Source organism: Shewanella zhangzhouensis (assembly GCF_019457615.1).
GTDB lineage: Bacteria > Pseudomonadota > Gammaproteobacteria > Enterobacterales > Shewanellaceae > Shewanella > Shewanella zhangzhouensis.
On record NZ_CP080414.1, the window covers coordinates 2,021,313 to 2,047,650 of the forward strand.

The 26,338-nt window shown below is 52.4% G+C and carries 26 protein-coding genes; 21 read left to right on the top strand and 5 right to left on the bottom strand.

What is annotated here, in order from left to right; all coding sequences use genetic code 11:
• Positions 1–24 precede the first annotated feature (24 nt).
• From K0H63_RS08685 to K0H63_RS08720, 8 genes are all read left to right on the top strand, one after another.
• Entirely contained in the window at positions 25–1,008 is a 984-nt protein-coding gene (locus tag K0H63_RS08685) for an isoaspartyl peptidase/L-asparaginase family protein (RefSeq protein WP_258405684.1), read from the top strand.
• Positions 1,009–1,094: 86 nt separating this feature from the next.
• Entirely contained in the window at positions 1,095–1,511 is a 417-nt protein-coding gene (locus K0H63_RS08690) for a CBS domain-containing protein (protein WP_220067591.1), read from the top strand.
• Between the two features lie 113 nt (positions 1,512–1,624).
• Positions 1,625–5,494 (top strand): ATP-dependent RNA helicase HrpA, encoded by a 3,870-nt coding sequence (hrpA, locus tag K0H63_RS08695; protein ID WP_220067592.1) that lies wholly within the window; start codon positions 1,625–1,627, stop codon positions 5,492–5,494.
• 453 nt (positions 5,495–5,947) lie between these two features.
• Entirely contained in the window at positions 5,948–6,109 is a 162-nt protein-coding gene (locus K0H63_RS08700; RefSeq protein ID WP_220067593.1) for a periplasmic nitrate reductase, NapE protein, read from the top strand.
• 43 nt (positions 6,110–6,152) lie between these two features.
• Positions 6,153–6,410, top strand: coding sequence for a chaperone NapD (locus tag K0H63_RS08705; protein ID WP_220067594.1), 258 nt, complete (start codon positions 6,153–6,155; stop codon positions 6,408–6,410).
• A 2-nt stretch (positions 6,411–6,412) separates the two neighbouring features.
• Entirely contained in the window at positions 6,413–8,902 is a 2,490-nt protein-coding gene (napA, locus tag K0H63_RS08710) for a nitrate reductase catalytic subunit NapA (protein WP_220067859.1), read from the top strand.
• A gap of 11 nt (positions 8,903–8,913) precedes the next feature.
• The gene (locus K0H63_RS08715) at positions 8,914–9,387 is read left to right on the top strand and encodes a nitrate reductase cytochrome c-type subunit (RefSeq protein ID WP_220067595.1); all 474 of its coding nucleotides are present in this window, start codon (positions 8,914–8,916) and stop codon (positions 9,385–9,387) included.
• A gap of 8 nt (positions 9,388–9,395) precedes the next feature.
• Entirely contained in the window at positions 9,396–9,983 is a 588-nt protein-coding gene (locus tag K0H63_RS08720; protein ID WP_220067596.1) for a cytochrome c3 family protein, read from the top strand.
• A gap of 128 nt (positions 9,984–10,111) precedes the next feature.
• On the opposite strand, the gene K0H63_RS08725 is transcribed toward K0H63_RS08720, so the two are convergent.
• From K0H63_RS08725 to K0H63_RS08740, 4 genes are all read right to left on the bottom strand, one after another.
• Positions 10,112–10,915 carry a DUF1338 domain-containing protein gene (locus K0H63_RS08725; RefSeq protein WP_220067597.1) on the bottom strand — a complete coding sequence of 268 codons (804 nt, stop codon included), beginning with the start codon at positions 10,913–10,915 and terminating at the stop codon, positions 10,112–10,114.
• 30 nt (positions 10,916–10,945) lie between these two features.
• A complete protein-coding gene (gene astD, locus K0H63_RS08730) occupies positions 10,946–12,448 on the bottom strand; it encodes a succinylglutamate-semialdehyde dehydrogenase (RefSeq protein ID WP_258405685.1) in 1,503 nt (500 codons plus the stop codon).
• The gene (gene astA / locus K0H63_RS08735) at positions 12,445–13,491 is read right to left on the bottom strand and encodes an arginine N-succinyltransferase (RefSeq protein ID WP_220067598.1); all 1,047 of its coding nucleotides are present in this window, start codon (positions 13,489–13,491) and stop codon (positions 12,445–12,447) included. The genes astD and astA overlap by 4 nt, the downstream gene beginning before the upstream one ends.
• Before the next feature lie 77 nt (positions 13,492–13,568).
• Positions 13,569–14,786 (bottom strand): aspartate aminotransferase family protein, encoded by a 1,218-nt coding sequence (locus K0H63_RS08740; RefSeq protein WP_220067599.1) that lies wholly within the window; start codon positions 14,784–14,786, stop codon positions 13,569–13,571.
• Positions 14,787–14,939: 153 nt separating this feature from the next.
• Between K0H63_RS08740 and K0H63_RS08745 the strand changes: the two genes are divergently transcribed.
• A complete protein-coding gene (locus K0H63_RS08745) occupies positions 14,940–15,368 on the top strand; it encodes an Lrp/AsnC family transcriptional regulator (RefSeq protein WP_220067600.1) in 429 nt (142 codons plus the stop codon).
• 79 nt (positions 15,369–15,447) lie between these two features.
• Here the strand turns inward: K0H63_RS08745 and K0H63_RS08750 are convergent, their stop codons facing one another.
• Positions 15,448–16,338, bottom strand: coding sequence for a LysR family transcriptional regulator (locus K0H63_RS08750; protein WP_220067601.1), 891 nt, complete (start codon positions 16,336–16,338; stop codon positions 15,448–15,450).
• A gap of 204 nt (positions 16,339–16,542) precedes the next feature.
• On the opposite strand from K0H63_RS08750, the gene hutH reads away from it, so the two are divergent.
• The 12 genes from hutH (at position 16,543) to K0H63_RS08810 (ending at position 26,264) form a co-directional block, all read left to right on the top strand.
• Complete coding sequence (hutH, locus tag K0H63_RS08755; protein ID WP_220067602.1) at positions 16,543–18,036, top strand: histidine ammonia-lyase; 1,494 nt, start codon at positions 16,543–16,545, stop codon at positions 18,034–18,036.
• Positions 18,037–18,063: 27 nt separating this feature from the next.
• On the top strand, positions 18,064–20,064 hold the full coding sequence (gene hutU / locus K0H63_RS08760; protein WP_434086756.1) for a urocanate hydratase: 2,001 nt from the start codon (positions 18,064–18,066) through the stop codon (positions 20,062–20,064).
• Positions 20,065–20,789: 725 nt separating this feature from the next.
• Entirely contained in the window at positions 20,790–21,449 is a 660-nt protein-coding gene (locus K0H63_RS08765; protein WP_220067604.1) for a tetratricopeptide repeat protein, read from the top strand.
• A gap of 72 nt (positions 21,450–21,521) precedes the next feature.
• On the top strand, positions 21,522–21,887 hold the full coding sequence (locus K0H63_RS08770; RefSeq protein WP_220067605.1) for a hypothetical protein: 366 nt from the start codon (positions 21,522–21,524) through the stop codon (positions 21,885–21,887).
• A gap of 123 nt (positions 21,888–22,010) precedes the next feature.
• On the top strand, positions 22,011–22,412 hold the full coding sequence (locus K0H63_RS08775; RefSeq protein ID WP_220067606.1) for a hypothetical protein: 402 nt from the start codon (positions 22,011–22,013) through the stop codon (positions 22,410–22,412).
• 73 nt (positions 22,413–22,485) lie between these two features.
• Positions 22,486–22,947 carry a hypothetical protein gene (locus tag K0H63_RS08780; protein WP_220067607.1) on the top strand — a complete coding sequence of 154 codons (462 nt, stop codon included), beginning with the start codon at positions 22,486–22,488 and terminating at the stop codon, positions 22,945–22,947.
• A 117-nt stretch (positions 22,948–23,064) separates the two neighbouring features.
• Positions 23,065–23,361, top strand: coding sequence for a hypothetical protein (locus K0H63_RS08785; protein WP_220067608.1), 297 nt, complete (start codon positions 23,065–23,067; stop codon positions 23,359–23,361).
• Between the two features lie 116 nt (positions 23,362–23,477).
• On the top strand, positions 23,478–24,206 hold the full coding sequence (locus K0H63_RS08790) for a suppressor of fused domain protein (RefSeq protein ID WP_220067609.1): 729 nt from the start codon (positions 23,478–23,480) through the stop codon (positions 24,204–24,206).
• A gap of 85 nt (positions 24,207–24,291) precedes the next feature.
• A complete protein-coding gene (locus K0H63_RS08795; protein ID WP_220067610.1) occupies positions 24,292–24,696 on the top strand; it encodes a hypothetical protein in 405 nt (134 codons plus the stop codon).
• A gap of 78 nt (positions 24,697–24,774) precedes the next feature.
• A complete protein-coding gene (locus K0H63_RS08800) occupies positions 24,775–25,020 on the top strand; it encodes an Imm32 family immunity protein (RefSeq protein WP_220067611.1) in 246 nt (81 codons plus the stop codon).
• Positions 25,021–25,112: 92 nt separating this feature from the next.
• The gene (locus K0H63_RS08805; protein ID WP_220067612.1) at positions 25,113–25,469 is read left to right on the top strand and encodes a hypothetical protein; all 357 of its coding nucleotides are present in this window, start codon (positions 25,113–25,115) and stop codon (positions 25,467–25,469) included.
• Between the two features lie 474 nt (positions 25,470–25,943).
• The gene (locus tag K0H63_RS08810) at positions 25,944–26,264 is read left to right on the top strand and encodes a hypothetical protein (RefSeq protein ID WP_220067613.1); all 321 of its coding nucleotides are present in this window, start codon (positions 25,944–25,946) and stop codon (positions 26,262–26,264) included.
• Positions 26,265–26,338: the final 74 nt, after the last annotated feature.

Sequence of the window (26,338 nt, forward strand, 5' to 3'; positions counted from 1 at the left end):
GCCCTTTTTAGTCTTGGAGTAGCCATGTCCCCGGCGTCAGCACAAGAGAATCCCTTTGGCATCGCCATTCATGGCGGAGCCGGTACCATTTCCAAGGCCAAGCTGACCGATGAGCAGGAGCAGGCGTATCGCGACAAACTGGAAGAAGCCGTAAACGCCGGTCACAAAATTCTGGCCAAGGGGGGCGACAGTCTGGACGCGGTCAAGGCAGCCATCAATATTCTTGAAGACAGCCCCCTGTTTAATGCGGGCATGGGCGCCGTGTACACCTTCGACGGCACCCATGAACTGGATGCCTCCATCATGGATGGCAACACCATGAATGCCGGTGCCGTGGCCGGTGTTAAGCACATTAAAAATCCTATCGATTTGGCATTAATGGTGATGAATAAATCTGATCACGTAATGCTGTCCGGTGTCGGCGCCGAAGAATTTGCCCTGACCCAGGGAATGCCATTGGTGCCGGCCAACACCTTCGATACCGACAGCCGCTACCAGCAGCTCCTGGACGCCAAAGCCAAAATCAATGCCGCCGAAAGCGCCGCCAAAGATTTTCATGCCTCTGCCACGAGTCTCGATCTGGATTACAAATTTGGCACCGTCGGCGCCGTCGCCCTGGATAAAAACGGCAACCTGGCAGCAGGGACCTCGACAGGCGGCATGACCGCGAAGCGGTTTGGCCGTATTGGTGACTCGCCGGTTATTGGGGCTGGTACCTATGCCGAGAATGGCGTGTGCGCAGTGTCTGCCACCGGGCATGGCGAATACTTCATTCGCTACCATGTGGCCGCCGACATTTGTGCGCGGATGAAGTATCAGCAAAAGAATGTCATCCAGGCATCTGATGAGGTGATTAACCAGCGTCTGGTGGAGGCCGGTGGCAGTGGCGGCATTATCGCCATCGATGCCCAGGGTAATGTGGCCACTCCTTTCAATACTGAAGGTATGTACCGTGCCAGCAGGGTCAATAAAGACGCGCCATTAATCATGATTTGGCGTGATAAATAACAGATTGATGCAATCGAAACCATCGGCAGGCAATCACCGCAGTTTTTTCCTACACTTGGGAGTGTAACAACTGACAGGGGAATGCAATGGATTCAATTAAAGTCAGGGAGCATATGGACAGGCAAGCCGTATTGCTCAAACCTGAGATGACGCTTGCCACGGCCGTTGAGCTGTTGTTGGAAAACAAAAAAAATGGCGCACCCGTGGTCGACAGTGACAAGCATCTGGTGGGTTTTTTATCGCAGCAGGATTGTTTGGCCACTATGCTCAAAAGCAGCTATCACTGTGATTTAACGGCAATCGTGGCGGATGTAATGCGCACCGATGTGCTGCAGGTATCGCCCGATGACAGTGTGCTGCGACTGGCCGAGCAAATGACAGGTGCCAAACCCAAAATCTATCCCGTGGTGGATAACGGCAAGGTGATTGGTATTATCAACCGGACCCACGTGCTGGCTGCCATGAACGTCTATATGCAGCAGTGCTACCTGGCACCGGCCTGACAGTTGGATGTCATCCGCGCAAAAAGCCCTGCCTGCCAGGGCTTTTTTCATACCCAAATGCCGCGCTTCTTGTTAGGATCCCTGGTCTTTGTTTCAGGCAATGGAAACCGGTTTTGAGCGCTGCAAGACACTCTCTCTCCCGTGCATATTTACAACAATGTTATCAATCGGATGTGGCCCGTATTCGCCGTGAACTCAGAGACATAGAACGTCTCGAAGACGAAGCCGCCAAGGCCGCCGCATTCGAACGCCTGGCCGAGCGTGCCGAGGCGGCCAAAGCCAAGGTGGACGCCAGGCTAAGCGCGCGTCCACGCATTCACTATCCCGATAATCTGCCGGTCTCGCAAAAGCGCGATGACATCGCCGATGCCATCGCCAACTATCAGGTGGTGATCGTTGCCGGTGAAACCGGCTCGGGTAAAACAACTCAGCTGCCGAAAATCTGCCTCGAGCTTGGCCGCGGCAGCCGTGGTCTGATTGGCCATACCCAGCCCCGTCGTCTGGCCGCCCGCAGTGTGGCGACCCGGGTTGCGGAAGAGCTGCAAAGCCCGTTGGGAGAAGCGGTGGGCTTTAAGGTGCGCTTTGCCGATGCCATCAATGAAAACAGCTATATCAAGCTGATGACCGACGGTATCCTGCTGGCGGAGCTGTCGTCAGATAAATATCTGAATCAATACGATACCCTTATCATCGACGAGGCCCACGAGCGCAGTCTCAACATCGACTTTATCCTGGGTTACTTAAAGCAGCTGCTGCCGAGGCGCCCGGATCTCAAGGTTATCATCACCTCTGCCACCATCGATGTGGACAGGTTTTCAAGCCATTTTGACAATGCTCCTGTGATTGAAGTCTCGGGGCGCACCTACCCGGTGGAAACCCGTTACCGGCCATTGGTGAAGGATGATGAGCCGGATCTGGATTTGATGGACGGGATTTTCGAGGCCGTCGATGAGCTGATGGCTGAAGGCCCGGGCGATATCCTGATTTTTATGAACGGTGAGCGGGAAATCCGTGACACCGCCGAGCAGCTCTCCCGCCGGCAGTACCGCGACACTGAGGTGTTGCCGCTATACGCGCGTCTGTCCTATGGCGAGCAATCCAAGGTGTTCAAGTCCCACACCGGCAGGCGAATCGTGCTGGCCACCAACGTGGCCGAAACCTCGCTTACCGTGCCCGGTATTCGTTATGTGATTGACCCGGGTACGGCCCGCATCAGCCGTTACAGCTATCGCACCAAGGTGCAGCGCCTGCCCATTGAACCCATCAGTCAGGCCAGTGCCAACCAGCGTCAGGGCCGCTGTGGCCGGGTAGGGCCGGGTATCTGTATCCGTCTGTATGAAGAGACAGATTTTCTGTCACGGCCGGAATTTACCGATCCGGAAATTCTGCGCACCAATCTGGCGTCCGTTATCCTGCAGATGCTTGCTATCGGCCTGGGTGACATCAAGGGCTTCCCCTTTATTCAGCCCCCCGATGAGCGCCATATCAAAGACGGCTTTTTGCTGCTGGAAGAGTTGCAGGCCATCAAGCTCAAGAAGGGCTTGCCGCAGATGACGCCCCTTGGGCGCAAGCTTGCCCATGTGCCCCTGGACCCCCGTCTTGCCCGCATGGTGATTGAGGCGGCTGACCGGGGCGCCCTGCACGAAGCCCTTGTGGTTACCTCGGCGCTGTCCATTCAGGACCCACGGGAGCGCCCACTGGAGAAAAAGCAGGCCGCCGATGAGGCCCATAGCCGCTTTGCGGACAAAGACTCTGACTTTGTTTCTTTGCTGAATTTGTGGAACTACATCAAGGAGCAGCAAAAGGCGCTCTCCGCCAGTCAGTTCCGTAAATTGTGCAAGCAGGAATACCTCGCGTATCTGAGGGTGCGGGAATGGCAAGATCTCTACACCCAGGTGCGCCAGAGCGTCCATGAACTCAAACTCAAATTAAACAGCGTACCGGCGGATTACGATAGCCTGCACCGGGCCCTCTTGTCGGGTCTTTTGAGCCATATTGGCTTTAAAGACAATAATAACGAGTATCTGGGCGCCCGCAATCGCCGTTTTTACGTGTTCCCGGGCTCGCCCCTGGCAAAAAAGGGCCCCAAATGGATTGTGGCGGCGGAGCTTACCGAAACCAGCCGGCTCTTTGCCCGTGGCTGTGCCAAAATCGAGCCCGAGTGGCTGGAAGAACTTGCATCGCACCTCATCAAGAAGCAGCACAACGAGCCACATTTCGAGGCCAATCAGGGCGCCGTGGTGGCGTTTGAGAACCAGGTGCTCTACGGCCTCACCGTGGTGAATCGCCGTAAGGTGCAGTACGGTCCCATCAATGCCATCGAAGCGCGGGAAATCTTCATCCGCAGCGCCCTGGCAGAAGGCCAGCTGAAAACCCGCGAAGCCTTTTTCCTCCATAACCAGAAGCTTCTGGAAGAAGTGGAGTCGCTCGAACATAAGTCCCGTCGCCGCGATATTCTGGTGGACGAACAGGTGCTGTTCGACTTTTACAATGAGCGACTGCCGGAAGGCATTTACAACGCGCCCAAGCTATTCAGCTGGTGGAAAGAAGCCAGACGTAAGCAACCAGAGCTTTTGAACTTCGATGAAGAGATGCTCTATGCCCGTCAAACAGGGCACGTCTCCAAACTGGACTTTCCCGATGTGTGGCATCAGGGCAACTTAAGCTTTGCCCTGAGTTACCATTTTGAACCGGGCGCAGAGGATGATGGTGTCAGTGTCCACATTCCGGTGGCGCTGCTCAATCAGGTCGAAGACAGCGGTTTTGATTTTTTGGTACCCGGCCTTCGGGAAGAAAAATGCATCGCACTGATTAAGTCACTGCCCAAGTCACTGAGGCGTAACTTTGTGCCGGCGCCGGATTACGCCCGTGCGGCAGTCCAGACTATGTCACTGGATTTGCCGCTCCTGGAATCCCTTGCCAAACAGTTGCTGCGTATGACCGGCACCCGTGTAAGCGCTGAAGACTTCGTGTTGACCGAGCTGCCCAAACACCTGTTGATGCACTTTAAAATTGAAGATGACCACGGCAAGTTGGTGGGTGAGGGGCGGGATCTCGATGCCCTCAAGGCGAGTTTGCAGGGCGTTGTGGCCAAGGCCATCCGTCAGGTGGCCAAGTCAGGCATTGAGCAAGCCGGGCTGACAGAGTGGAGCATCGAAGATTTACCCGCGCAGTTTCAGCGCAAAAAGGGCAATTATGAAGTCAAAGCCTTCCCCGCGCTGGTGGATGAAAAAGACTCAGTGGCCGTTAAACTGTTTGATGATGAGCACCAGGCGAAAAAGGCCCATGCCCGGGGCGTGCGTCGTTTGTTGCTTATCAATATCCCTTCGCCGGTTAAGCATCTCCAGCAGGCACTGCCCAACAAGGCCAAACTGGCCATGTACTTTAACCCCTTTGGGCAGGTGCAACTGTTGATTGACGACATTATAGATGCCGCGGTGGCGCAAATTCTCGATGAGCAGCAGCTTGAAGTACGCACCAGGGCCGGGTTTGACAGTGCAAGGGATGCGGTGCGCGCCGACTTAAACAGTGTGGCAGAGCAAATCTCCCTCAAGGTGGAGCAAATTCTCACCCTGCACAATCAAATCAAAAAGCGCCTCAAGGGCAAGATAAGCCTCGATATTGCCTTTGCCATGAGCGACATCCAAACCCAGCTCGACCGATTGGTATACAAGGGTTTTGTTGCCGACTGTGGTCATGTCAGGCTGAGCGACATTATCCGCTTTTTAAAGGCCATCGAGCATCGATTGGAGAAGCTGCCGGTCGATCCGGTGCGTGACAAACTGCAGCTGCTTTCAATCCACAAGGTGGAGCAGGCGCTGGAGGCTCAGCTTGCCAAGGTGCCTAAAAGCCAACCCGTACCTGAACATCTGTTGGAGGCACGCTGGCTGATTGAAGAGCTCAGGGTGTCTTTGTTCGCTCAGGTGCTGGGTACCTCGGTGCCAATTTCAGAAAAACGGGTGCTGCTGCACATTCAGCAATAGCCATTGACGCACAGGTTTTGGCTGCACCGCCGTCGGCGGTCAAAGTCAGTGTCCGTTGCTATACTTCCCCCATAGTAATAACAGGCTGTGATCTTTATCACGGCCTGTTTTTTTATCTGTCTACCTCTTTGTAAATATTTTTCAAAAATCAGCCATTTCACGGTGGTCATCTGGCGCTTTTTTGACCTAGGTTTAGCAAAGGCTGAATAGCGTTATCCTGCTTATCAGATGAAAAACAATCGAACTAAGCGCTTGAAAACCATGACACCCCTAAAAATACACGGAAATAGATGATCTGGATCAAGTGGCATTCTGTTTACCGATTTCGGGGTATACAGCTCGTTAACATTGAACGCGTATGATCAAAAACGAAAGAGAAGCTGCGCTAACTGACTGAAGTTGAATTAACGATGCAGCCAACATTGGGCAATGCCCGAGGCCGATGGAGGAAACATGAGTTCCGATCCCAAACAAGATGAAAAGCGTCTGGAGCTGAAGATCTTTGTCTTTCTGACCGTATTTTTGGCGCCGCTCCTGGCAGTAGGCCTGGTGTCTGCTCTGGGGTTCGCCATTTGGTTAAGCCAGATATTCACCGGCCCACCGGGGGCGGGTTGAACCCGGGTCCAAACAGAATTTTTCAATATTACTGGAATGTCCTATGAGCAATGAACTCCACGTTTCGAGCCTGATTGTTCAGGTGCTACCGGAAAAAATGGCCGAAGTCCGCGGGCAAATTCTGCAAATGCCCGGTGCCGAGTTGTCGGTGAATAACGAGGTCAAGTTGGTGGTGGTGCTGGAGGGCAACTCCCAGAAAGAATTGCTGGCCGGAATTGAAGCCATTAACGCCCTCCCGGGTGTGATGTCGGCCACCATGGTTTATCACCAGAGCGAAGTGCTGGAAGAGGATGAGCAATGAAAATGAACAGACGTGAATTTATGAAGGCCAATGCCGCGCTGGCAGCGGCCGGTGTGGCCGGGCTGGCCTTGCCGACTTCGGCAAGTAATCTCATCACCAGCTCAGAGCAAACCAAGCTGGACTGGAATAAGGCGCCTTGCCGCTTCTGCGGTACCGGCTGCTCAGTGATGGTAGCTACCCGTGACGGTCGGGTAGTGGCAACCCACGGCGATGCCAACAGCGAAGTAAACCGTGGCCTCAACTGCATCAAGGGCTACTTCCTGTCCAAAATCATGTACGGTAAAGACCGCCTGCAAACGCCGATGCTGCGCATGACCAATGGCCAATACGACAAGCATGGCGAATTCACGCCCATCAGCTGGGATAAAGCCTTCGATGTGATGGCCGAAAAGTGGAAAGCCACCATCAAGGCCAAGGGCCCAACTGCCATTGGTATGTTCGGTTCGGGCCAGTGGACAGTATGGGAAGGCTATGCCGCCTCCAAGCTGATGAAAGCCGGTTTCGGCTCCAACAACATCGACCCCAATGCCCGTCACTGTATGGCCTCTGCCGTAGTGGGCTTTATGCGCACCTTCGGCATGGATGAGCCCATGGGCTGTTACAACGATATGGAAGCCGCCGACGCCTTCGTGCTGTGGGGCTCCAACATGGCCGAAATGCACCCCATTCTGTGGAGCCGCGTGACCGACCGTCGCCTGAGTGCGCCCCACGTTAAAGTTGCCGTGCTGTCTACCTTTGAGCACCGCTCCTTTGAACTTGCCGACTTGCCTGTGGTCTTCACACCACAAACCGATCTGGCAATTCTCAACTTTATCGCCAACTACATCATCCAAAACGACATGGTGAACCATGACTTCATCAAGAAGCATGTGAACTTCCGTCAGGGGGTGACTGACATTGGTTACGGTCTGCGTCCGACCCACCCATTGCAGCAAAAGGCGAAAAACGTTGCCACGGCAGGGGATTCGACCCCCATCGATTTCGATGCCTTCAAGGCCTTTGTGTCTGAGTACACACTGGAGAAAACGGCCCAGATGTCCGGCGTTGCCGAAGACAAACTGGTGGAACTTGCCAAGTTGTATGCCGATCCCAACACCAAGGTCACCTCCTTCTGGACCATGGGTGTCAACCAGCATACCCGCGGCGTGTGGTGTAACAACCTGATTTACAACATCCACCTGCTCACGGGCAAGATCTCTACTCCCGGTAACAGCCCATTCTCGCTGACCGGCCAGCCCTCAGCCTGTGGTACAGCCCGTGAAGTGGGTACCTTTGCCCACCGCCTGCCTGCCGACATGGTGGTTGCCAATCCCAAGCACCGCGCCATTGCCGAGGGCATCTGGAAAATCCCCGCGGGCATTATTCCACCCAAGCCCGGCTACCACGCGGTTGAGCAAAACCGCCGCCTCAAAGATGGTGACATCAACGTCTATTGGGTACAGGTAAACAACAACATGCAGGCTGCGCCCAACATGATGGAAGAGACCTTGCCCGGTTACCGTAACCCTACCAACTTCATCGTGGTGTCGGATGCCTACCCAACTGTGACCACCCAGGCGGCTGACCTTATTCTGCCTACTGCCATGTGGGTGGAGAAAGAGGGTGCCTACGGTAACGCCGAGCGTCGTACCCAGTTCTGGCATCAGTTGGTGAAAGCACCGGGCGAATCACGTTCAGATTTGTGGCAACTGATGGAGTTCTCCAAGCGCTTTACCACAGACGAAGTCTGGCCAAAAGAGGTGCTGGATGCCAACCCCGCCTACAAGGGCAAGACCCTGTATGACGTGCTGTACAAAAACGGAAACGTAGACAAGTTCCCGCTGGCGGATCGCGATGCCAAGTACGCCAACGATGAAGCCGAGTACTTTGGTTTCTACGTGCAGAAGGGCCTGTTTGAAGAGTATGCCGAGTTTGGCCGTGGTCACGGACACGATTTGGCGCCCTTTGATATGTACCACGAAGCCCATGGTCTGCGCTGGCCTGTGGTGGACGGCAAAGAAACCCTGTGGCGCTACCGCGAAGGCTCAGATCCTTATGTCAAACCAGGCAAGGGCTTTGAGTTCTACGGTAAGCCAGATGGCAAAGCGGTGATTTTTGCGCTGCCATACGAGCCGCCTGCAGAGTCCCCCGATGCCGAATACGACATGTGGCTCTCAACCGGCCGTGTGCTTGAACACTGGCACTCAGGCTCCATGACCCAGCGTGTACCCGAGCTCTATCGAGCCTTCCCGGATGCGGTGTGCTTTATGCACCCCGACGATGCCAAGGCCCGTGGCTTGCGCCGCGGTGATGAGGTCAAGGTCGTGTCCCGTCGCGGTGAAATTCTCACCCGGGTTGAGACCCGTGGCCGTAACAAGCCGCCAAAAGGCCTGGTGTTTGTTCCCTGGTTCGATGCCAGTCAGCTCATCAACAAGGTCACCCTGGATGCGACAGATCCCCTGTCCAAACAGACCGACTTCAAGAAGTGTGCTGTCAAAGTGTTGAAGGCTTGAGGAGACAAACCATGAAAACAATGAAAACACTCTCTGCGCTTGCTCTGGTCGCCTTCGCCTGTCTGGCCAACGCCAGCACAGTCACGGATGAGAAAATCGCCACTCTGCGTCAGGCGCCGCTGGATGTGGAAGTGACACCGCCAGCCATGCAGCAGGTGATGAACAAAGACGTAAAGCAGGCCCGTAACTATCCGATGCAGCCCCCCGTCATTCCCCACAAGATTGATGGCTACCAGCTGGATCTGAAAGTGAACAAGTGTATGTCGTGCCACGCCCGTACCCGTACCGGTGAGTCTCAGGCGCCCATGGTCAGCGTGACTCACTACATGGACAGGGACAATAACTTCCTGGCGGATCTGTCACCACGCCGTTACTTCTGCGTGCAGTGCCATGTGCCTCAGCTGGATGCCAAGCCACTGGTTGACAACGAGTTTATTGACATTGATCACCTGCTCAAGGCGGATCAGGTCAAGGCTAAACACTAGGAGTCACTATGTGGGAAAAGCTTAAAAAAGTATGGCGAACCCTCAGGAAGCCCAGTGTGCATTACAGCCTTGGTTTCCTGACCCTCGGGGGCTTTGTGGCCGGTATTATCTTCTGGGGTGGCTTTAACACCGCCCTGGAAGCCACCAACCAGGAAGCCTTCTGTATCGGTTGTCACGAGATGGAAAACAACGTCTATGAAGAGCTCAAGACGACCATCCACTTCACCAACCGAAGCGGTGTGCGTGCAACCTGTCCGGATTGCCACGTGCCCCACAACTGGACCGATAAGATTGCCCGTAAGATGCAGGCTTCGAAAGAGGTGTGGGGTAAGGTGTTTGGGACCATCAACACCCGTGAGAAGTTCGAGGCCAAGCGCCGTGAGCTGGCAGAGCACGAGTGGGCACGTTTGAAGGCGAACGATTCGCTGGAGTGCCGTAACTGCCACAACTTCGACTACATGGACTTTACCCGCCAGTCGCCGAGGGCAGCGCAAATGCACTCCACCTCACTGGCGAGCGGTGAAAAGACCTGTATCGACTGTCACAAAGGGATTGCGCACCACCTGCCCGACATGTCCGGAGTCAAAGGCTGGTAACAGTCTCTCAGTAAACCAAAAAACCGTGGCTTGCCACGGTTTTTTTATCCCTTTTGAACGCACCATCGACAGCCTGAACAGTAAAAAGCCCGGCCAATTGGCCGGGCTTTTGTCATTAAGCGTCTTACTTAACGGGCGTTGGTGCTCTCAAAAATCTTGTCAGCGGAGGCCGCCACAAAGCCTGGATACAGGCGGCCATCTTCCAGGGGGAAGCGGCGGGCAAACTCATAAAAACAGCTTGGCACCATGCGCTTGCCATCGGTGAATTCCACCACGGCTTCGTCAGCCAGCGTTGAAGATTGCTTGAGCTTCACCTCTTCGCTGCCTTTAATCTCACCACCGGATGTGTTCAGCGCAAAACCGGCGGCCTTGAGGGCATCGTTTACAGACGCCAGGGTTTCGTAGTTTTTCAGCGCATTGACCGATACGGTAAAATGGTTGGCACGGAAACCCCACACAGAAACCCAGGCGGCGTATTCGCTTTCTTTGAGCAGGGTTTCGTAGGTGGCCTGGTCGATGCTCCAGTGACGACCTGAATACAGGAAGTTATCGGCAGTCACGGCGGCCACATCGATTTGCTCAACCAGCTTGTGCACTGTGGCCTGCAGCTCAGGAGAGCATTTTTCCAACAGCAGCTCAGAGATAAACACCTTGGGCTGAGTGGCGTCGGGATGCTCGAAGTGTTTGGCATAAAGCTTTTTGGTTTCGAAGTGATACTCGCCGCACTCCACATAGCCCAGGGCCAGAAAGTGAGCAGCGAGTTTTTCCAGGTTAATCTTCTCGATATTGAAGGTACGCAGCGCGATGTGGTCGTTTTGCACATCATCCTGCTGGGTCGAGCCAAGCAGGGCATGAATTTTCTGTGCAGAAGGCGTTACCGACACATAGTCCTGCCAAAGGTTGGAGAAGAGTTCATTAATCTGGGTGTGCATATTACTAATCCTGATACAAAGTAGGGTGTGTTAAATACTGAGGCCCGGGCTCAGGCTGGCTGGCAGGCTGACACTGCTGGCTTCCACCGAGGAGACGGGGTAGGCGCAGTAATCGGCCGCGTAGAAAGCGCTGGCTCTGTGGTTACCGCTGGCGCCAATGCCGCCAAAGGGCGCGGCACTGGAGGCACCTGTGATGGGTTTATTCCAGTTCACTATGCCGGCGCGGATACGGTGGTAGAAATGCTCATAATCCGCTTCGTTGTCGGCCAGCAGCCCGGCCGACAGGCCAAAGGCAGTGTTGTTGGCTTCGTCAATGGCAGCATCAAAGTCATCGTAACGGTAGACCTTGAGCAGCGGACCAAAGTGTTCCTCATCCGGCAGGGCTTTGGCGTGGGTGACATCAATAATACCTGGCGTGACGAAACCAAGGCTCAGGTCAGGTTGCTTGAGCTCAAGCAGCGAAATGCCGCCCAGAGACTGGATTTCGGTTTGTGCCTTCACCATGGCCGCAGCGGCTTTGGCGCTGATCATGGCGCCATAAAAGGGTTGGTTGTCGGCAAAGGGTTCATCCACGCGAATTTGGCGACTGGCCTCAATCAGCTTGTCCAGGATGGCGTCGCCGTTGGCGTCTTTCTTGATGAAAAGACGTCTGGCGCAGGTGCAGCGCTGACCACTGGAGATAAAGGCCGATTGGATGATGTCATGTACTGCAGCATTCACATCGGCCACGTCTTTGACGATAAGCGGGTTATTGCCGCCCATTTCCAGCGCCAGAATTTTACCCGGCTGACCGGCGTATTGCTGATGCAGCAAATGGCCGGTGTTTGAGCTGCCGGTAAAGAAGAGGCCGTCGATGCCGGGGTGGCCCGCCAGCGCCTTACCGGTTTCCACTTCGCCCTGCAGCAGGTTAATCACTCCTGCGGGTAAGCCTGCTTTTTGCCACAGCGCTACCGTAAATTGGGCCACTTTGGGCGTCAGCTCCGACGGCTTGAACAGCACAGTGTTCCCGGCAATCAACGCCGGTACTATATGGCCGTTGGGCAGGTGCCCCGGGAAGTTATAGGGGCCAAATACCGCCACTACGCCGTGTGGCTTATGGCGGATAAAGGCGCGGGCACCCGGCATGGGGTTTTCCACTGTACCGGTGCGCTCGCTGTGGGCCTTAATGGAAATGGCAATTTTGCCTGTCATGGCCGCCACTTCGGTGCGGCTCTCCCACAGGGCCTTGCCGGTTTCTTCGGCAATGAGGCGCGCCATAGCTTCGGTGTTTTCAACGAGCTGCGCGCCAAAGGCTTCAACTATGGCCAAACGCTCGGCCAGTGGCACGGCTGACCAATTATAAAATGCCTGACGGGCGGCTTTAACGGCGGCATCAACCTGCTCGGCACTTGCGCCATTGCCACACCAGATAACCTCGCCATTGGCCGGATTGATGGACTCGAAGCCCTTACCGTGGCCGGGCTGCCACTTTCCTTCAATGAACTGCCCATTAATTGATTGGCAGCTTGATGGGTTATTGATTAAAGAGCTCATTTAGCCCCCTTGTCGAGATTTAAGTAGCGCACCAAATCGCCCTCGGCGACATTGAGCACATCGGCCATGGCCGGGCTCATCACAATGCTGTGGGTTTCGGTATCGAGGCGACATTCATCGCTGACGGTGGCGCGAAATTCCTTACTGTCGCAGTTGCACACCGCGAGGTGGAATTCACCTTTTAACTCGGCCGGATTGTGGCTTATCACCACCTTGACCCTGTGACTCTGGCGCACCGACTTGATTTGCTTAAGCTGGGCTTCCACCGTGGGGCCTGCATCGAACAGGTCTACATAGCCACGATGCATAAAGCCTTCATTTTCCAACAGCTTAAGGGCAGGAACTGTGTTTTCGTGCACCTGGCCTATGGTATCCCGGGCGGCTTTTGGCAACAGATCCACATAGATGGGGTAGCGGGGCATCAGGTCCGCAATAAAGCCCTTGTTGCCCACGCCAATCAGGTAATCGGCCTTGGAAAATTCCATATTGAAGAAGGTTTCCCGCAGCCAGCCCCAGAAGGGAGGCTGGCCGTCGGCATCGGCGGCGCCGCGCATCTCGGCAATCACCAGCTTGGCGAAGCGCTTGGGGTGCTCGGCCATAAACATAAAGCGCACCTTGGACAGGAAGCGGCCATTGAGGCCCACCCGGTAAGGCTCGCGCAAAAACAGGGTGCAGATTTCGGTCACGCCGGTGTAATCGTTGCCCAGCGTCAGCACTTCCACCGGATTGAAAATATCCAGCTCTTTGCACTGATGCACCACAGTGCTTTTGTGGAAATGATACAGCGGGCTGCCAAGGCCAACCGAGGCCTCGATACCTGAAGCACCAAGGATTTCGCCGGTGTCTGTGTCTTCGAGCACAAACAGATAGCCCTGTTCGCCGGGCGCATCGATATCGGCGCCAAAGCTTGCTTCAGAATGGGCGATTTTCTGGGTCAGTTTTCGCTCGCAAAGGGGCAGGGACGTAAAACCTGCTCCGGATTCCCGCGCCATGGTCATCAGCGCCTGGAAGTCCGAACCCTGTATAGGACGGATAAGTAACATAATTCGGTTCTCTTGGTTTGTGTGGAAGGCGAAAGGGCTCAGTGCCCAATCGCCTGTTCGCACAAGTGCCTGGGGGCTTAACCGGCGTTAAGCCTGGCAACCAATTTGGCGATGGCGGCGTCGAAACGCGCCAGGCCTTCCCGAACATCTGCCTCAGGAATGATAAGAGAAGGGGCGAAACGCACCACGTTTTGACCGGCCATCAGCAAGAGCACACCTTCTTCGGCGGCGGCCAGCATAAAGTCGCGGGCCTTGCCGGCGTAGTCGGCATTGAGCGCCGCGCCCAAGAGCAGACCCTTGCCACGCACTTCGGTGAAGACCTGATACTTGTCGTTGATGGCAGTGAGACCATCGCGGAACAGCTGCTCGCGGGCTTTTACGCCATCCAGCACTTCCGGGGTGTTCACTGTGTTAAAGGCCGCCAGACCCACGGCACAGGCCAGTGGGTTGCCGCCATAAGTGCTGCCGTGGGTGCCCACCACCAGATGCTTGGCAAGTTCAGTGGTGGTCAGCATGGCGCCGATGGGGAAACCGCCGCCAAGGGCTTTGGCTGTGGTCAGTACATCCGGGGTAACACCCAGGCCCATATAGGCGTAGAGCTCGCCGGTGCGGCCAACGCCGGTTTGTACTTCATCGAATACCAGCAGCGCATTGTGCTGGTCACACAGCTCGCGCACGCCCTTGATGAATTCTGGGGTTGGATTAATGATGCCGCCTTCACCCTGCAGCGGCTCAAGTACCACGGCGCAGGTCCGATCGGAAATCAGTGCCTTCACGCTTTCAAGGTTATTGTATTCGGCATGGTCGATATCGGCGGGCTTGGGGCCAAAGCCATCGGAGTAGGCTGGCTGACCGCCCACGGATACGGTAAACAGGGTACGGCCATGGAAGCCTTGTTTGAAGGCGATGATCTGCGATTTATCAGCGCCAAACTTGTTCAGCGCCACGCGGCGTACCAGTTTGAGGGCCGCTTCGTTGGCTTCGGCGCCAGAGTTGGCAAAATACACCTTCTCGGCGAAGGTGTTATCCACCAATTGCTTGGCCAGCATCAGCGCAGGCTCGTTGGTCATGGTGTTGGACAGGTGCCACAGCTTTTGTGCCTGTTCAGTGAGGGCCGACACCAGTGCAGGGTGGCAATGGCCCAGGCAGTTCACAGCAATACCACCGGCGAAATCGATAAACTCGCGGCCTTGCTGATCCCACAGGCGTGACCCCAGGCCCTTTACCGGAATGATAGGGGATGGCGCGTAGTTGGGAACCATCACTTCATCGAATAAACTTCTGTTGATATGCATGCAAAGCCTCTGTTTTTGTATTGTTTTATCGTCGGGCTCAAGGCCCATTCTTTAGTTATCCCTGTATTATATTGAGCAGAAGTTGCAATTTGCAGCAGCGTTATTAACAATATGTTCGGTGTAAATTACAAAATAACGGAATGATTTATCAAAATGATAAGCAAAGAGGACGAGCGGTTACTGGCACTGCTTAAAAATAATGCCCGCATTAGCGTATCGGATCTGGCCCGCGCACTGGATTTATCCCGCTCGACCGTACAGACCCGCATTGCCCGGCTTGAGCAAACCGGCGTGATAAAAGGTTATGGGGTGGAGCTTGGCGAGTCCTACACCAGCCACCTGGTATCGGCCCATGTGGCAATTAAGGTGAAGCAGAAATTCACCACCAAAACCAATGTGGAATTAAAGAAGATGCACATGATCAGCGAGTTGTACGCCATCAGCGGCGAGTACGACCTGATTGCCGTGGTGCAGGCGCAAACCACGGAGCAGCTCAGTCACCTGCTGGATGATATTGGCAACCTTGATGGGGTAGAGCGCACCACTTCGTCGGTGATTCTGGAAACCAAGTTCAAGCGCTGATGGCGCGGCTATAGCTTGATGACTGAAGCTTGATGACTGAGCTGAAAAAACCGAGCAGTTTAAGCTTTGGCGTGCTTGGTTAATGGCGGCGCTTTATCTCATCAATCAGCGCCGTTGCCAGCGGAGTCGTAGCGATGCTTTTTGAGGTGATAAGCACCACAGGAATTTGGTAGCAGTATTTTTCCGGCAAAATCGCTTTAAACAGCCCCTTATCGACCCAGTGGCTGGCGTAGTGCTCCGGCAGGTAACCGATAAATTTGCCCGACAGGATAAGATGGGCAATGCCTTCATCGTGGTAGGCGGTGGCGGTGTTTTGATAGTTAAGGTCGTCGTTACGCATCTCTTTGTCGCGCATATAGTTACTGGTAATAACCTCGGCGTTTTGGAGCAGCGCAGGCACCTTGTCTGGTTGGCAGTCAAACAGTGGATGACCGACACCGCAATACAAGTAGTTGGTTTCGTTGTGCAGTGGGTGGTAATCCAGCCCGCGCAAATGATGACGGCTTACGCCAATTCCCACCAAAGAGCGGCCGTTGACCACAGAGGTTTCCACCTCCCGCGCTTCACACACGTTGATATCAAACTGGATATGGTTGCTTTTGGCTTTGAGCGCCGCAATCACCCCGGCAATGTCACAACGCGGGTCGCTCACCAAAGTATCAATTACCGCAATGCTGACCCGGCCGGCAAGTTCCTGCTTGGCACTGGCCACGGTGGATGCAAAGGCGTCGCAGTGCTGCAGCAGCTCCAACGATGCCTGATAGGTTACCCGGCCAGACTCTGTCAGTTCAAAGCCGCTGCGGCCACGCTTACACAGTTTTATGCCGAGGCGCACTTCCAAATCCGACAGGTGTGCGCTGATGGTGGAGCGGCCAATATTGAGCCGGGATTCTGCCGCCGACAGGCCGCCGCACTCCACAATGGCCACGAATATCCTCAGCAGCTTTAAATCGACGTCATGAACCTGCACTTATGCCTTCCTGTGGTGACTGTCTATCGAATGCTGCTCAGCTGCGAATAAACATGTCTGACAATAGTTCGATAAATCCGGAATGAATTACGGTTATTGTGCATTTATAAAACTTCAGCGGCAAGCTAGCATGATGGCAATAGGGGTAAACCATGGGCTTTACCCACAAATAAAAACGATAAAACAAATTGTTAGGAGCCAAAGATGCGTTTTAGATATGGTGTTGACCATCTCACTCTCGAAACCGTAAACGGCATTGCCAACGGCAGTATTCAAGCCGAGCTGTGTCAGCAAGCCATCGACAAGATCAACGCCAGCCGCCATAACGTGGATGTGATGGCCGCATCCGACAAGGCCATTTACGGCATCAACACCGGCTTTGGCCCCCTGTGCGACACCCAAATCTCCCCCGCCGAAACACACCTCTTGCAGAAAAACCTGCTGATCACCCATGCGGTGGGCGTGGGCGAGCCGATTGCCAAGTCTATCTCCAAGCTGATGCTGATCACCAAGGTACACGCACTGAGCCAGGGCTTCTCCGGCATTCGCCTGGAAGTGGTTGAGCGCATGCTGGCCTTTATCGCCCTTGATCTTATTCCTGTGGTGCCAGAGCAGGGCTCTGTGGGCGCCTCGGGCGATCTCGCGCCGCTGTCGCACCTCTTTTTGCCGCTGATTGGCGAAGGTGAGTTCTGGCAGGGCGATAGCATAGTTTCTGCCGCCGAAGCGCTGAAGGCCAATGGCCTTGCACCACTTGAGCTGCACGCCAAAGAAGGCCTGGCGCTGATTAACGGCACCCAGTTTATTTTGTCCCATGCCATTACCGCGCTGACCAAGATGGCGTATCTGCTTGATTTGGCGGATATGGCCGGCGCCATGAGCATTGAAGGCATGCAGGGCAGTCAGTCGCCGTTTCGCGCCGAACTGCATGAAATACGCCCCTTTGCCGGCAATATCGAAGTAGCCGCCCGTATGCGCAAGTTCTTTGCCGGCTCTGAGAACATGGCTTCCCACGAAGATTGCGACCGGGTGCAGGATCCATACTCGCTGCGCTGTATCCCCCAGGTACACGGCGCCTCACGCAATGCCTTCAATCATTTGAAGGAGCTGGCCGAAATCGAGATGAACTCGGTCACCGACAACCCGATTGTAATCAGCAGCGAAGAAGCCATTTCCGGTGGCGGTTTCCACGGCCAGCCTCTGGCCATGGTGCTGGATTACACCTCCATTGCTGCGGCTGAGCTCGGTAACATTGCCGATCGCCGCTGCTACTTGCTGCTGGAAGGTCTGCACGGTCTGCCGCGCCTTTTAACCACCTCCGGCGGCCTTAACTCCGGAATGATGATCCCCCAGTACGTAACCGCAGCGCTGGTTACCGAAAACAAATCCCTGTGCTTCCCGCCATCGGCCGACAGCGTGCCTACCTCCATGGGCCAGGAAGACCATGTGTCCATGGGCAGCATCTCCGGTCGTAAGCTCAACCAGATTTTGGGTAACCTTGAGAAAATCTTCGCCATCGAACTGATGTATGCCGCACAGGCCATTGATTTCCGCCGCCCCAACCGCTGCTCTGACATTATTGAGCAAAACCATGCCCTTATTCGCGAGAAAGTGGCCAAGCTTGAAGAAGACAGACTGCTCAAGCCCGATATTGACGCCATCATTGCCCTGGTGAAAGCCCAGGCCTTTATCGTGAACTGAGGGAGGCAATACAGAATGGATACTCAGATGACTTTTCAAGCACAAATCCAGCAGGGGATCCCAAGCGAACTGCCTGCGCCAAAGCCTTATCCTGCGGGGGCCAACCGTGCGCCCAAGCGCAAAGACATTCTCACCCCGGCCGAAAAACAGCTGGCGGTGCGAAACGCGCTGCGCTATTTCCCTGCCGAGTGGCATCAGGAACTGGCGGTAGAGTTTGCCAAAGAACTCAATGACTTTGGCCGTATCTACATGTACCGCTTCAAGCCTGAATACGCCATGAAGGCCCGCGCCATTTCCGACTATCCGGCCAAATGTGAACAGGCTGCCGCCATCATGCTGATGGTCGATAACAACCTAGACCCGGCAGTGGCCCAGCATCCTGAAGAGCTGATCACCTACGGTGGTAATGGCGCCGTGTTCCAGAACTGGGCTCAGTATCGCCTGACCATGAAGTACTTAAGCGAGATGGAAGCGGATCAGACCCTGCACCTGTACTCGGGTCACCCCATGGGGCTGTTCCCCTCCTCAGTGGATGCGCCGCGGGTGGTGGTAACCAACGGTATGATGATCCCCAACTACTCCAAGCCCGACGACTGGGAGCGCTTCAACGCGCTGGGTGTGACCCAATACGGCCAGATGACCGCAGGTTCCTTTATGTACATCGGCCCCCAGGGCATTGTGCACGGCACCACCATCACGGTAATGAACGGTTTCCGTAAGGTGCTGGAAAAGGGCGATAGCCCCAAGGGCAAGATTTTCCTTACCGCCGGTCTTGGCGGCATGAGCGGTGCTCAGCCCAAGGCGGGGAACATCGCCGGCTGTATCACAGTGTGCGCCGAGGTGAATCCCAAGGCCGCCACCAAGCGCCACGAGCAAGGCTGGGTGGATGAGCTTATCGACAACATGCCAGCGCTGGTTGAGCGGGTAAAGCAGGCTCAGGCCAATGAAGAAGTGGTATCCATTGCCTTTATCGGCAACGTGGTAAACGTATGGGAAGCCTTTGACGAGCATGATATTTTTGTTCACCTTGGCTCAGATCAAACCTCGCTGCACAATCCCTGGTCCGGCGGCTACTACCCGGTGGATGTAAGCTTCGATGAGTCCAACCGCCTCATCCGGGAAGAGCCTGAGCTGTTTAAAGCCAAGGTGCAGGCCACTCTCAAGCGCCACGCCGAGGCCATTAACCGCCATACCGCCAAGGGCACTTACTTCTTCGATTACGGTAACGCCTTCCTGCTGGAGGCCTCCCGCGCCGGTGGCGATGTGATGGCAGCCAATGGCATCGACTTTAAGTATCCATCCTACGTGCAGGACATTCTGGGCCCCATGTGTTTCGACTATGGCTTTGGCCCGTTCCGCTGGGTGTGTACTTCGGGCAACAGTGCCGATCTCGACCGTACCGACGCCATTGCCGCCGAGGTGTTGGAACGCCTGATGGCCCAGTCACCTGAAGAAATTCAGCAGCAGATGCAGGACAACATCACCTGGATTAAAGACGCCAAAGAAAACAAGCTGGTGGTGGGTTCACAGGCGCGCATTCTCTATGCCGACGCCGAAGGCCGGATGGAAATCGCCAAGGCCTTTAACGATGCCATTAGCCGCGGCGAAATTGGCCCTGTGGTGCTTGGCCGTGACCACCACGACGTGAGCGGCACCGATTCACCGTTCCGCGAAACTTCCAACATCTATGATGGCAGTCGCTTTACCGCCGATATGGCGATTCATAACGTGATTGGCGACAGCTTCCGCGGCGCTACCTGGGTGTCCATCCACAACGGCGGCGGGGTAGGTTGGGGCGAAGTGATTAACGGTGGCTTCGGCATGCTGCTCGATGGCAGCGAGGCCGCCGAGCGCCGCTTAAAATCGATGCTGCTGTTCGATGTGAATAACGGCATTGCCCGTCGCAGCTGGGCCCGCAACGAAGAAGCCAACTTCGCCATCAAACGGGAAATGGCCCGCACGCCCAAGCTTAAGGTGACCCTGGCCAATCGCGTCGATGACGACATCATCAATGGGCTTGAGTTTTAAGCTTGGTTGAGGCGGCAGCACACACGCGACAGTGAGCGCTGAGTGGTTATCAGGCAAGCTCACGCTCATATCGAATAAAAAACGCCCTGCGGGGCGTTTTTTATTGGGCCTGCACTGAACGTAAAACATCGGATAACACCAAACAGCATCTGAGTGTCTAGGCAGTTTGAGCATAGATGGACGGTTAACGACTTGATTTATAACACTTGCATAACATGAGTCGATTCTGAGAAGATGCGGTTTAACAGGATGTCTCAGAGGGTAATTATGGACGATGTACTCACTTCGCCCCTGCGGTAGCCATGCCAATTAGGTGCTGAACCGCTATATGGTTGGCGCCTTCCTGAGTCCGGGCCACCCTATTTCATCATCAGCTTAATCTGTCCAACGGACTCACAGTCCCAGCATAATGCTGGCCCAGAACATGGGTATAAATCTGCGTGGTCTTCTTCAATATGGTGGCTCTCGCGTTCCAGGTAACGACTTCAAGAATGGAGCTGTTGTATATGGCACAGCTGGATCGATTTAAAAACCGCCCGCTTCGTTGCGTTTTATTTTGTAAAGAGGAAGCTCCTGACTACCTCGTTCCATGGGTGTTATTTAGTCTTGCTGTTACAACTAGTGCCTTGACCTATTTTTGTGTCACTGTTGATGATGTGGGCTAACAATGCCAAGCACGGCGACGCCTACTACATTGCGGCTTTGCCTCCATTTCGTAGCCGTGCATGCTGGCGGTGTTTTTGTTCTTTAAGGTTATGCGTAAACAACTAACTCTTTTTCTTTGTGTCGTCGCTATCAATGCTTGTTCCGCTGATAACAGAGCGGTTGAAGTAACTGCTTTGCTCGAGTCCGGAAAAATCTTATCAGCCATAGAAGTTGTCAGTATCGATGAGTGCTCAACCGAAAATGAAGCTTGTGCATTTTTGGGTGTTGGACTACTTAAATTCGGTGGCTCGGAACATATCGAGCTTGCGAAAAGGTACATAGTAGCTGCAGCAAACTCTGGCAATCTAAGAGCGAAAGTAGTTCTGGGTAATTTTAAAATTGAGGGTTCTTATTTCGATAAGTCCCCTGTGGAAGGCATTGCTTTGCTTAAAGAAGTTGCTTCATTGGGCGCTTCAGAAGGCAAGTATTATCTCGCACATCAATTTTACTCCGGTAAGCATGTAAAAAAAGATGTAAAGAAAGCATTGAAGTTGTTTACTGAAGCATCAATGCTTGGCCATAAATACGCTCACTATAATGCAGGTGTTCTTTATTACGAACTGTATAAAGACTGTCAAATCACAGAGCAGTTCTTCGCAAGAGGCGCGCAATTTGACGAGCATGCGAAAGTCGCTTTGGAACAAATACGAGCTGAACCACCATGTGGCAAAACGCAATAACAAGCAAAGGCAGCATCGCCCCGAGGGCTGGACGCGCTAACCCGCGCCGCTGCTTTCGGCGTTAGGTACACGATGAAAGTTTCTCCTCCTGAGTACAAAGTCATAGGATTAAAAGCATACTTTTTAACTTTGAGTATCATTGGAATTCTATATCTATTGGCCATGTTGTTTATGCCAGAACAAAAAGCCTTCTGGACAGCGATGACAAAAATTCTTTGGTTAGTGATTTTTATTTTCTGTACTTGGAGTGCTATTAACGGTAAAAAATCAATCGCAACTAAGCAGTATCCGGCTCCCGGGACTTATGTTTTAAGCACATGGGAAGTGTGTAAGGGTGAAAAAGCAGTCACTTTAGGTAAATATTTATATTGGCTAAGTTCTGTCATGTCGGTGCTTAGCTTTATTGTCGTTTGCTATTTAATTTTTGTGAGTGGCTAAGTATGCCTAGCAAACGCCTCATGTCGCTCGTAAACTCGTTGGAAAAAACACGCTTTCCTTTTTGTCACTTAGTTCCAAAGTATAAGCTAAGAATATTTTTCCCATAGGCGGGCGTTAATTACCATGGATACATTAGAGAAACTAGCGGAGAAAAATAAAGTCCAAGAAAAGCACAGGCATAGTGATAACTTTCTTACAACTGTCATGATCCTGGTATTACTTCCATTGTTTTTTGGCATCGCCATTGATGTTGGCCTGATTGAGTCATCTGTAAACTTCAATCTCTGGCTGTATGGATTGGGTGTGCTTTGTTTTGGGCTACCTTTAGCAGCAATGGGCGATTTAATGCCTTCTGCGCGTTGGTTAAAGCTATTGGGCTTGGTTACTGCTCAAGGTTGGTTTGTCTACTTTTGGGCTTTTCAAATGCAATCTTGGTTAGCATTTATTCCGCTGGCACCAGTATATATTTGGATGAAAACACAAATGCCAAGGATCAAACAACAAGCTAAACGTGAGCTGAAGTGAAATTAACAAGTTAAGGCAGCGGAAGATCACTCGCTTCGCTCAAGTTTTCCGCTGCTTAAAGCGTTAGGTGTCTATGAGGCAATTTCGAATTACAAAGTACAATCCCATTCATAGAGATAGTAGGGGTGCATACACACTTGATGAATGGACTGAGTATCAAGATGTTGGCGAACTTGTTACTTTGGAAGAGTATGAGGAAGTTGAGTCAAGCTATATCCAGTCGCTGATATTGCTTCTTCGTTCAAGCAAAATTGGCACTTTTAAAATTGTCAGATTAGAAAACTATCTTGGAAAGTGCCCATTTCAAGAAGGTCAGTTAATTGATTTCGAGAAATTTGCTGAAGCTTTCAAATCAGTACTTCGTTCCGAATACTGGTGCATATTTGAATCTGAAGAAGCTTATGTTCACTTTGGTTACGACTTTTACTCTTACATTGGCGTTCCATTCGTCGATGAAAGAGACGTGAATAAAATAGCTGAAAGAGGACTATTTGTAGAATGTTGCAGGTCTCCTTTTAATGAACGCAGCACCTAACAAGCCCCTCGAGTTAGCCCGCTGCGCGGGCGGGACAAATTTTCGCGGGCTGGAGCTTCGCGCAAGTATATCCCACTCAATTTGTCCCTTAGCGGGGCGTTATGCGGTAATGAGCAAATGAGGCACTTCTTCAATTTAGCTTTGGTAATTCAGCTAGCATTGATCTTTTGTTTTTTGCTGCTAGGTTGGCAAGCTGATCAAGCAATGGATAAGTCGGGTGTCGGCAATCTTGCGGAGTGGCAGCGATATAACAGCTTTGCGGGCATGGTATTCTTTTCGATAGCGAGTGTTTGGGTGATCGTGGTTTCTTTTGCAGCATTCAAAAGAGTATTTGAGCTTGTGAATGCGCAAATATCAATTGGATTGCCTCCACTTGTATTGGTTTTATGGTGGGGAGCAATGTGGTTATTGTAGTCCCGCATAACAAGCGCCTGTTGTCGCCCCTGCGGGGCTGGGACAGCTAAAAACGCTGCACTTATTTTGCCTGCGCCAAAGGTGGGCGTTAAGCGAAATAAGCATCGGAGATATAAATGAGTAAGGAAGAAAACCTAGTATCGATGTCAGGAGCTCCGATATTTCGGTATACCGATGGAGAGAAAGAATGGGAGGCTCCAACCGGTGAAGAGTGCATTGAAGAGATATCAAACCATATAGAACAATATATTGGTGAGGTTAGCATGGTATTCCATGAGCTAATTTCAGATACCGTCCATATTGATGTTCATCATGTAAAGCCTACGCCCGAAAGACCGTTCCATACCTTAGTAACATCGGGTATGAGTGATCTTAAAATGAGCGTTCCAGAGAATGTTGATTCGACGCACTATATGGAATTGATGGTAACGCTACCAGAGTATTGGCAAATTGATGACGAATCATTTAAGGATGAACGGTGGTATTGGCCTGTAAGGCAATTGAAGTTTTTAGCGCGCTTTCCTCATAAGTTTGATACATGGTTGGCTTGGGGGCACACAATACCAAATGGTGATCCAGCTGAAGCCTATGCTGATAATACGAAACTATCTGGAGCAATAATTCTTCCCTCTGTTAATGTACCAGAAGGGTTTAGTAGCCTTGAAATAGATAATGATAAAGTTATCGAGTTCTACAGCATTGTTCCACTATATGATGAGGAAATGAAGTTGAAACTCAATAAAGGCTCCGACTTACTACTTGATAAATTTGATAAGCATGGGATTAGTGACATTATTGTTACAGATCGAAAAAATGTCGCAAAGAAGAGGTTCGGTCTATTCTGATGCGCTTAACAAGCGCATCAATTTGGACGCTCGCAAGCTCGCGCCCATTACGCGGGCGTTAGTTGGCAAATTGGAGTTTTGGTCATTGAATATCGCGATACTTAGGGTCTGTGGAAAGTTAGAGGATTTGGAAAGATTAAGGGAAGACTACACGTTCGAAGTGTATAGCCAGTGGAAAAAGGGTGACCCTATATCTAAGACTAAAACGTTCTCTGAATCGGGTTTTAAGGTATCGATTCCCGATGGTAACTCGCCAAAGGACATGATAGAAATATTGTCATCTCTACTATTGGAGCTATCAGCTAAGGAAATTGATTTTAGAGATTATGGTGTGACTGCTGAAATAGATATTGGCTTAGGTGTTGGAGAAGAAAAGCAGTTCGTCGCTACATATGATTTGCCATTACCGTTCCTTGAGTTAGCGGTTAAATGTGGGGTTTCGATTAGTATGTCTAGCTATCCCGTAGATGAAGAAGATGAAACCAACTAACAAAGCCAGCCAGCACAGCTCCCTGCGGTCGCTGGACCTCGTTTCACTCGGCCGCTGCTTTCGGCGTTAGAGGTCGCAGTGGAAATTCACGGATACTCCAAGGAAGAGCAAGACGCAGAGGGTCTAATTCCGGCCGAATTAGCAGAAATCACGTTAGTTGCCTCTCCCAATGAACTGCGGCGCATTGCCAAATTTCTTGAGAACTGTGCAACCGGAATCGAAGAACGCGGAAAGTCTTGGACTCATGAGCACTTATCAGACCAAGACAAGAGCTTTGAAAATTCACCACACTTCGTTGTTTACAATCCGAATTACGAGCTGTGACCTCTAACATGTCGCTCAACGCGCTCACTTCGTTCGCTGGAACGGCGTTCCGCCGCCCCTTAGCTTAATCGTTATACATCTTGGGAGTTCATTTGAGCAGGATAGCTATAACTACATTATGTTTAGCCCTGTTTGGCTGTAGTTCATACAAAGCCATTAATGGTTACCCTGAAAATGGAGCCAGTGGATATTCCGAACAATCTTTAGATGATGGCTCATTTTTGCTGCGTGTAGATGGCCGAGACAATGAGTCTTACGCAGAGTTACGGTTTAAATTATTAAGAAGAGCCGCTGAAATCTGTCCAGGCTCATTGGAGCTTTCAAACTACACAATGAAGCAAGGGTTTGTAATTCATGCAAAAAGAGTTCACTGGCCATATGTCACTGCAAAATTGAATTGCACTGAGTTACCAATTGATAAATCTGTTATGTTTGAGAGCGATGTATAACAAGTCAATTATGTTCGCCCAACACGTTGGGCTGGGACGCGCAAACAGCGTGCGCCCCATATTGAAGCGTTAGCAGGACAAGGCGGGCACTTGAAGATTTCCGTATTCCCTAAATGCCATTGGTCAGATTTTAAAGATACCAAGGAAATAGAAAGGCTGATCTGGAACACTCTAAAAGTTACTGATGTAGGCGGTTCTTGGGATTATCACAATTTCACTTCTGACAGCTCACTTTGGTGTAACGGCGACTACAGTTTAACTCTGCGATATATGGACGAAGCCAAGTTACAAAGCATTGAGCTAATGAATCCTGAACCCAGAAATGCAGAGCTAAATTTTCTAGTGGAAATATTTCTTAAGCAGTACGGCCTTGTTAGTGAGTACTGCTAACAAGTTTGTGAAGTTCGCCCAACAAGTTGGGCTGGAACGCGCAAACAACGCGCGCCCCTTACAAAGGCGTTAAGTGTCACAAGTATGTATAGCCTCGAAGATATAAAGGGTCGATCTGAGTCAAAAGATGAGTTTGTTGTCGGTTACACCGATGCCATGGAGCTATTATCCCTCTTTGAGCAAAGTAATACTCAAGTACTTGGATGGGAAGGTTGGCTCAAATACGAAAACGGTAAGTTTGGGCATTCCCAAAAATATCAGGGAACAGCTGATCTATCAGCCATGCCAAATACATCGGCAATAGCACTAATAAAAAGCACTATCATGCAAGCCCACACTGAGTGGCAAGAAAAGCCGGAGGTAAGTAATGTAAGTCTATTATTCTGCATTGCCACCAACACTTAACAAGACCCGGCAACATCAAGCCCAACGACCTTTTGCTTCGCAAAAGTGGGCTTTGGACTCGCATACGCTCGCCG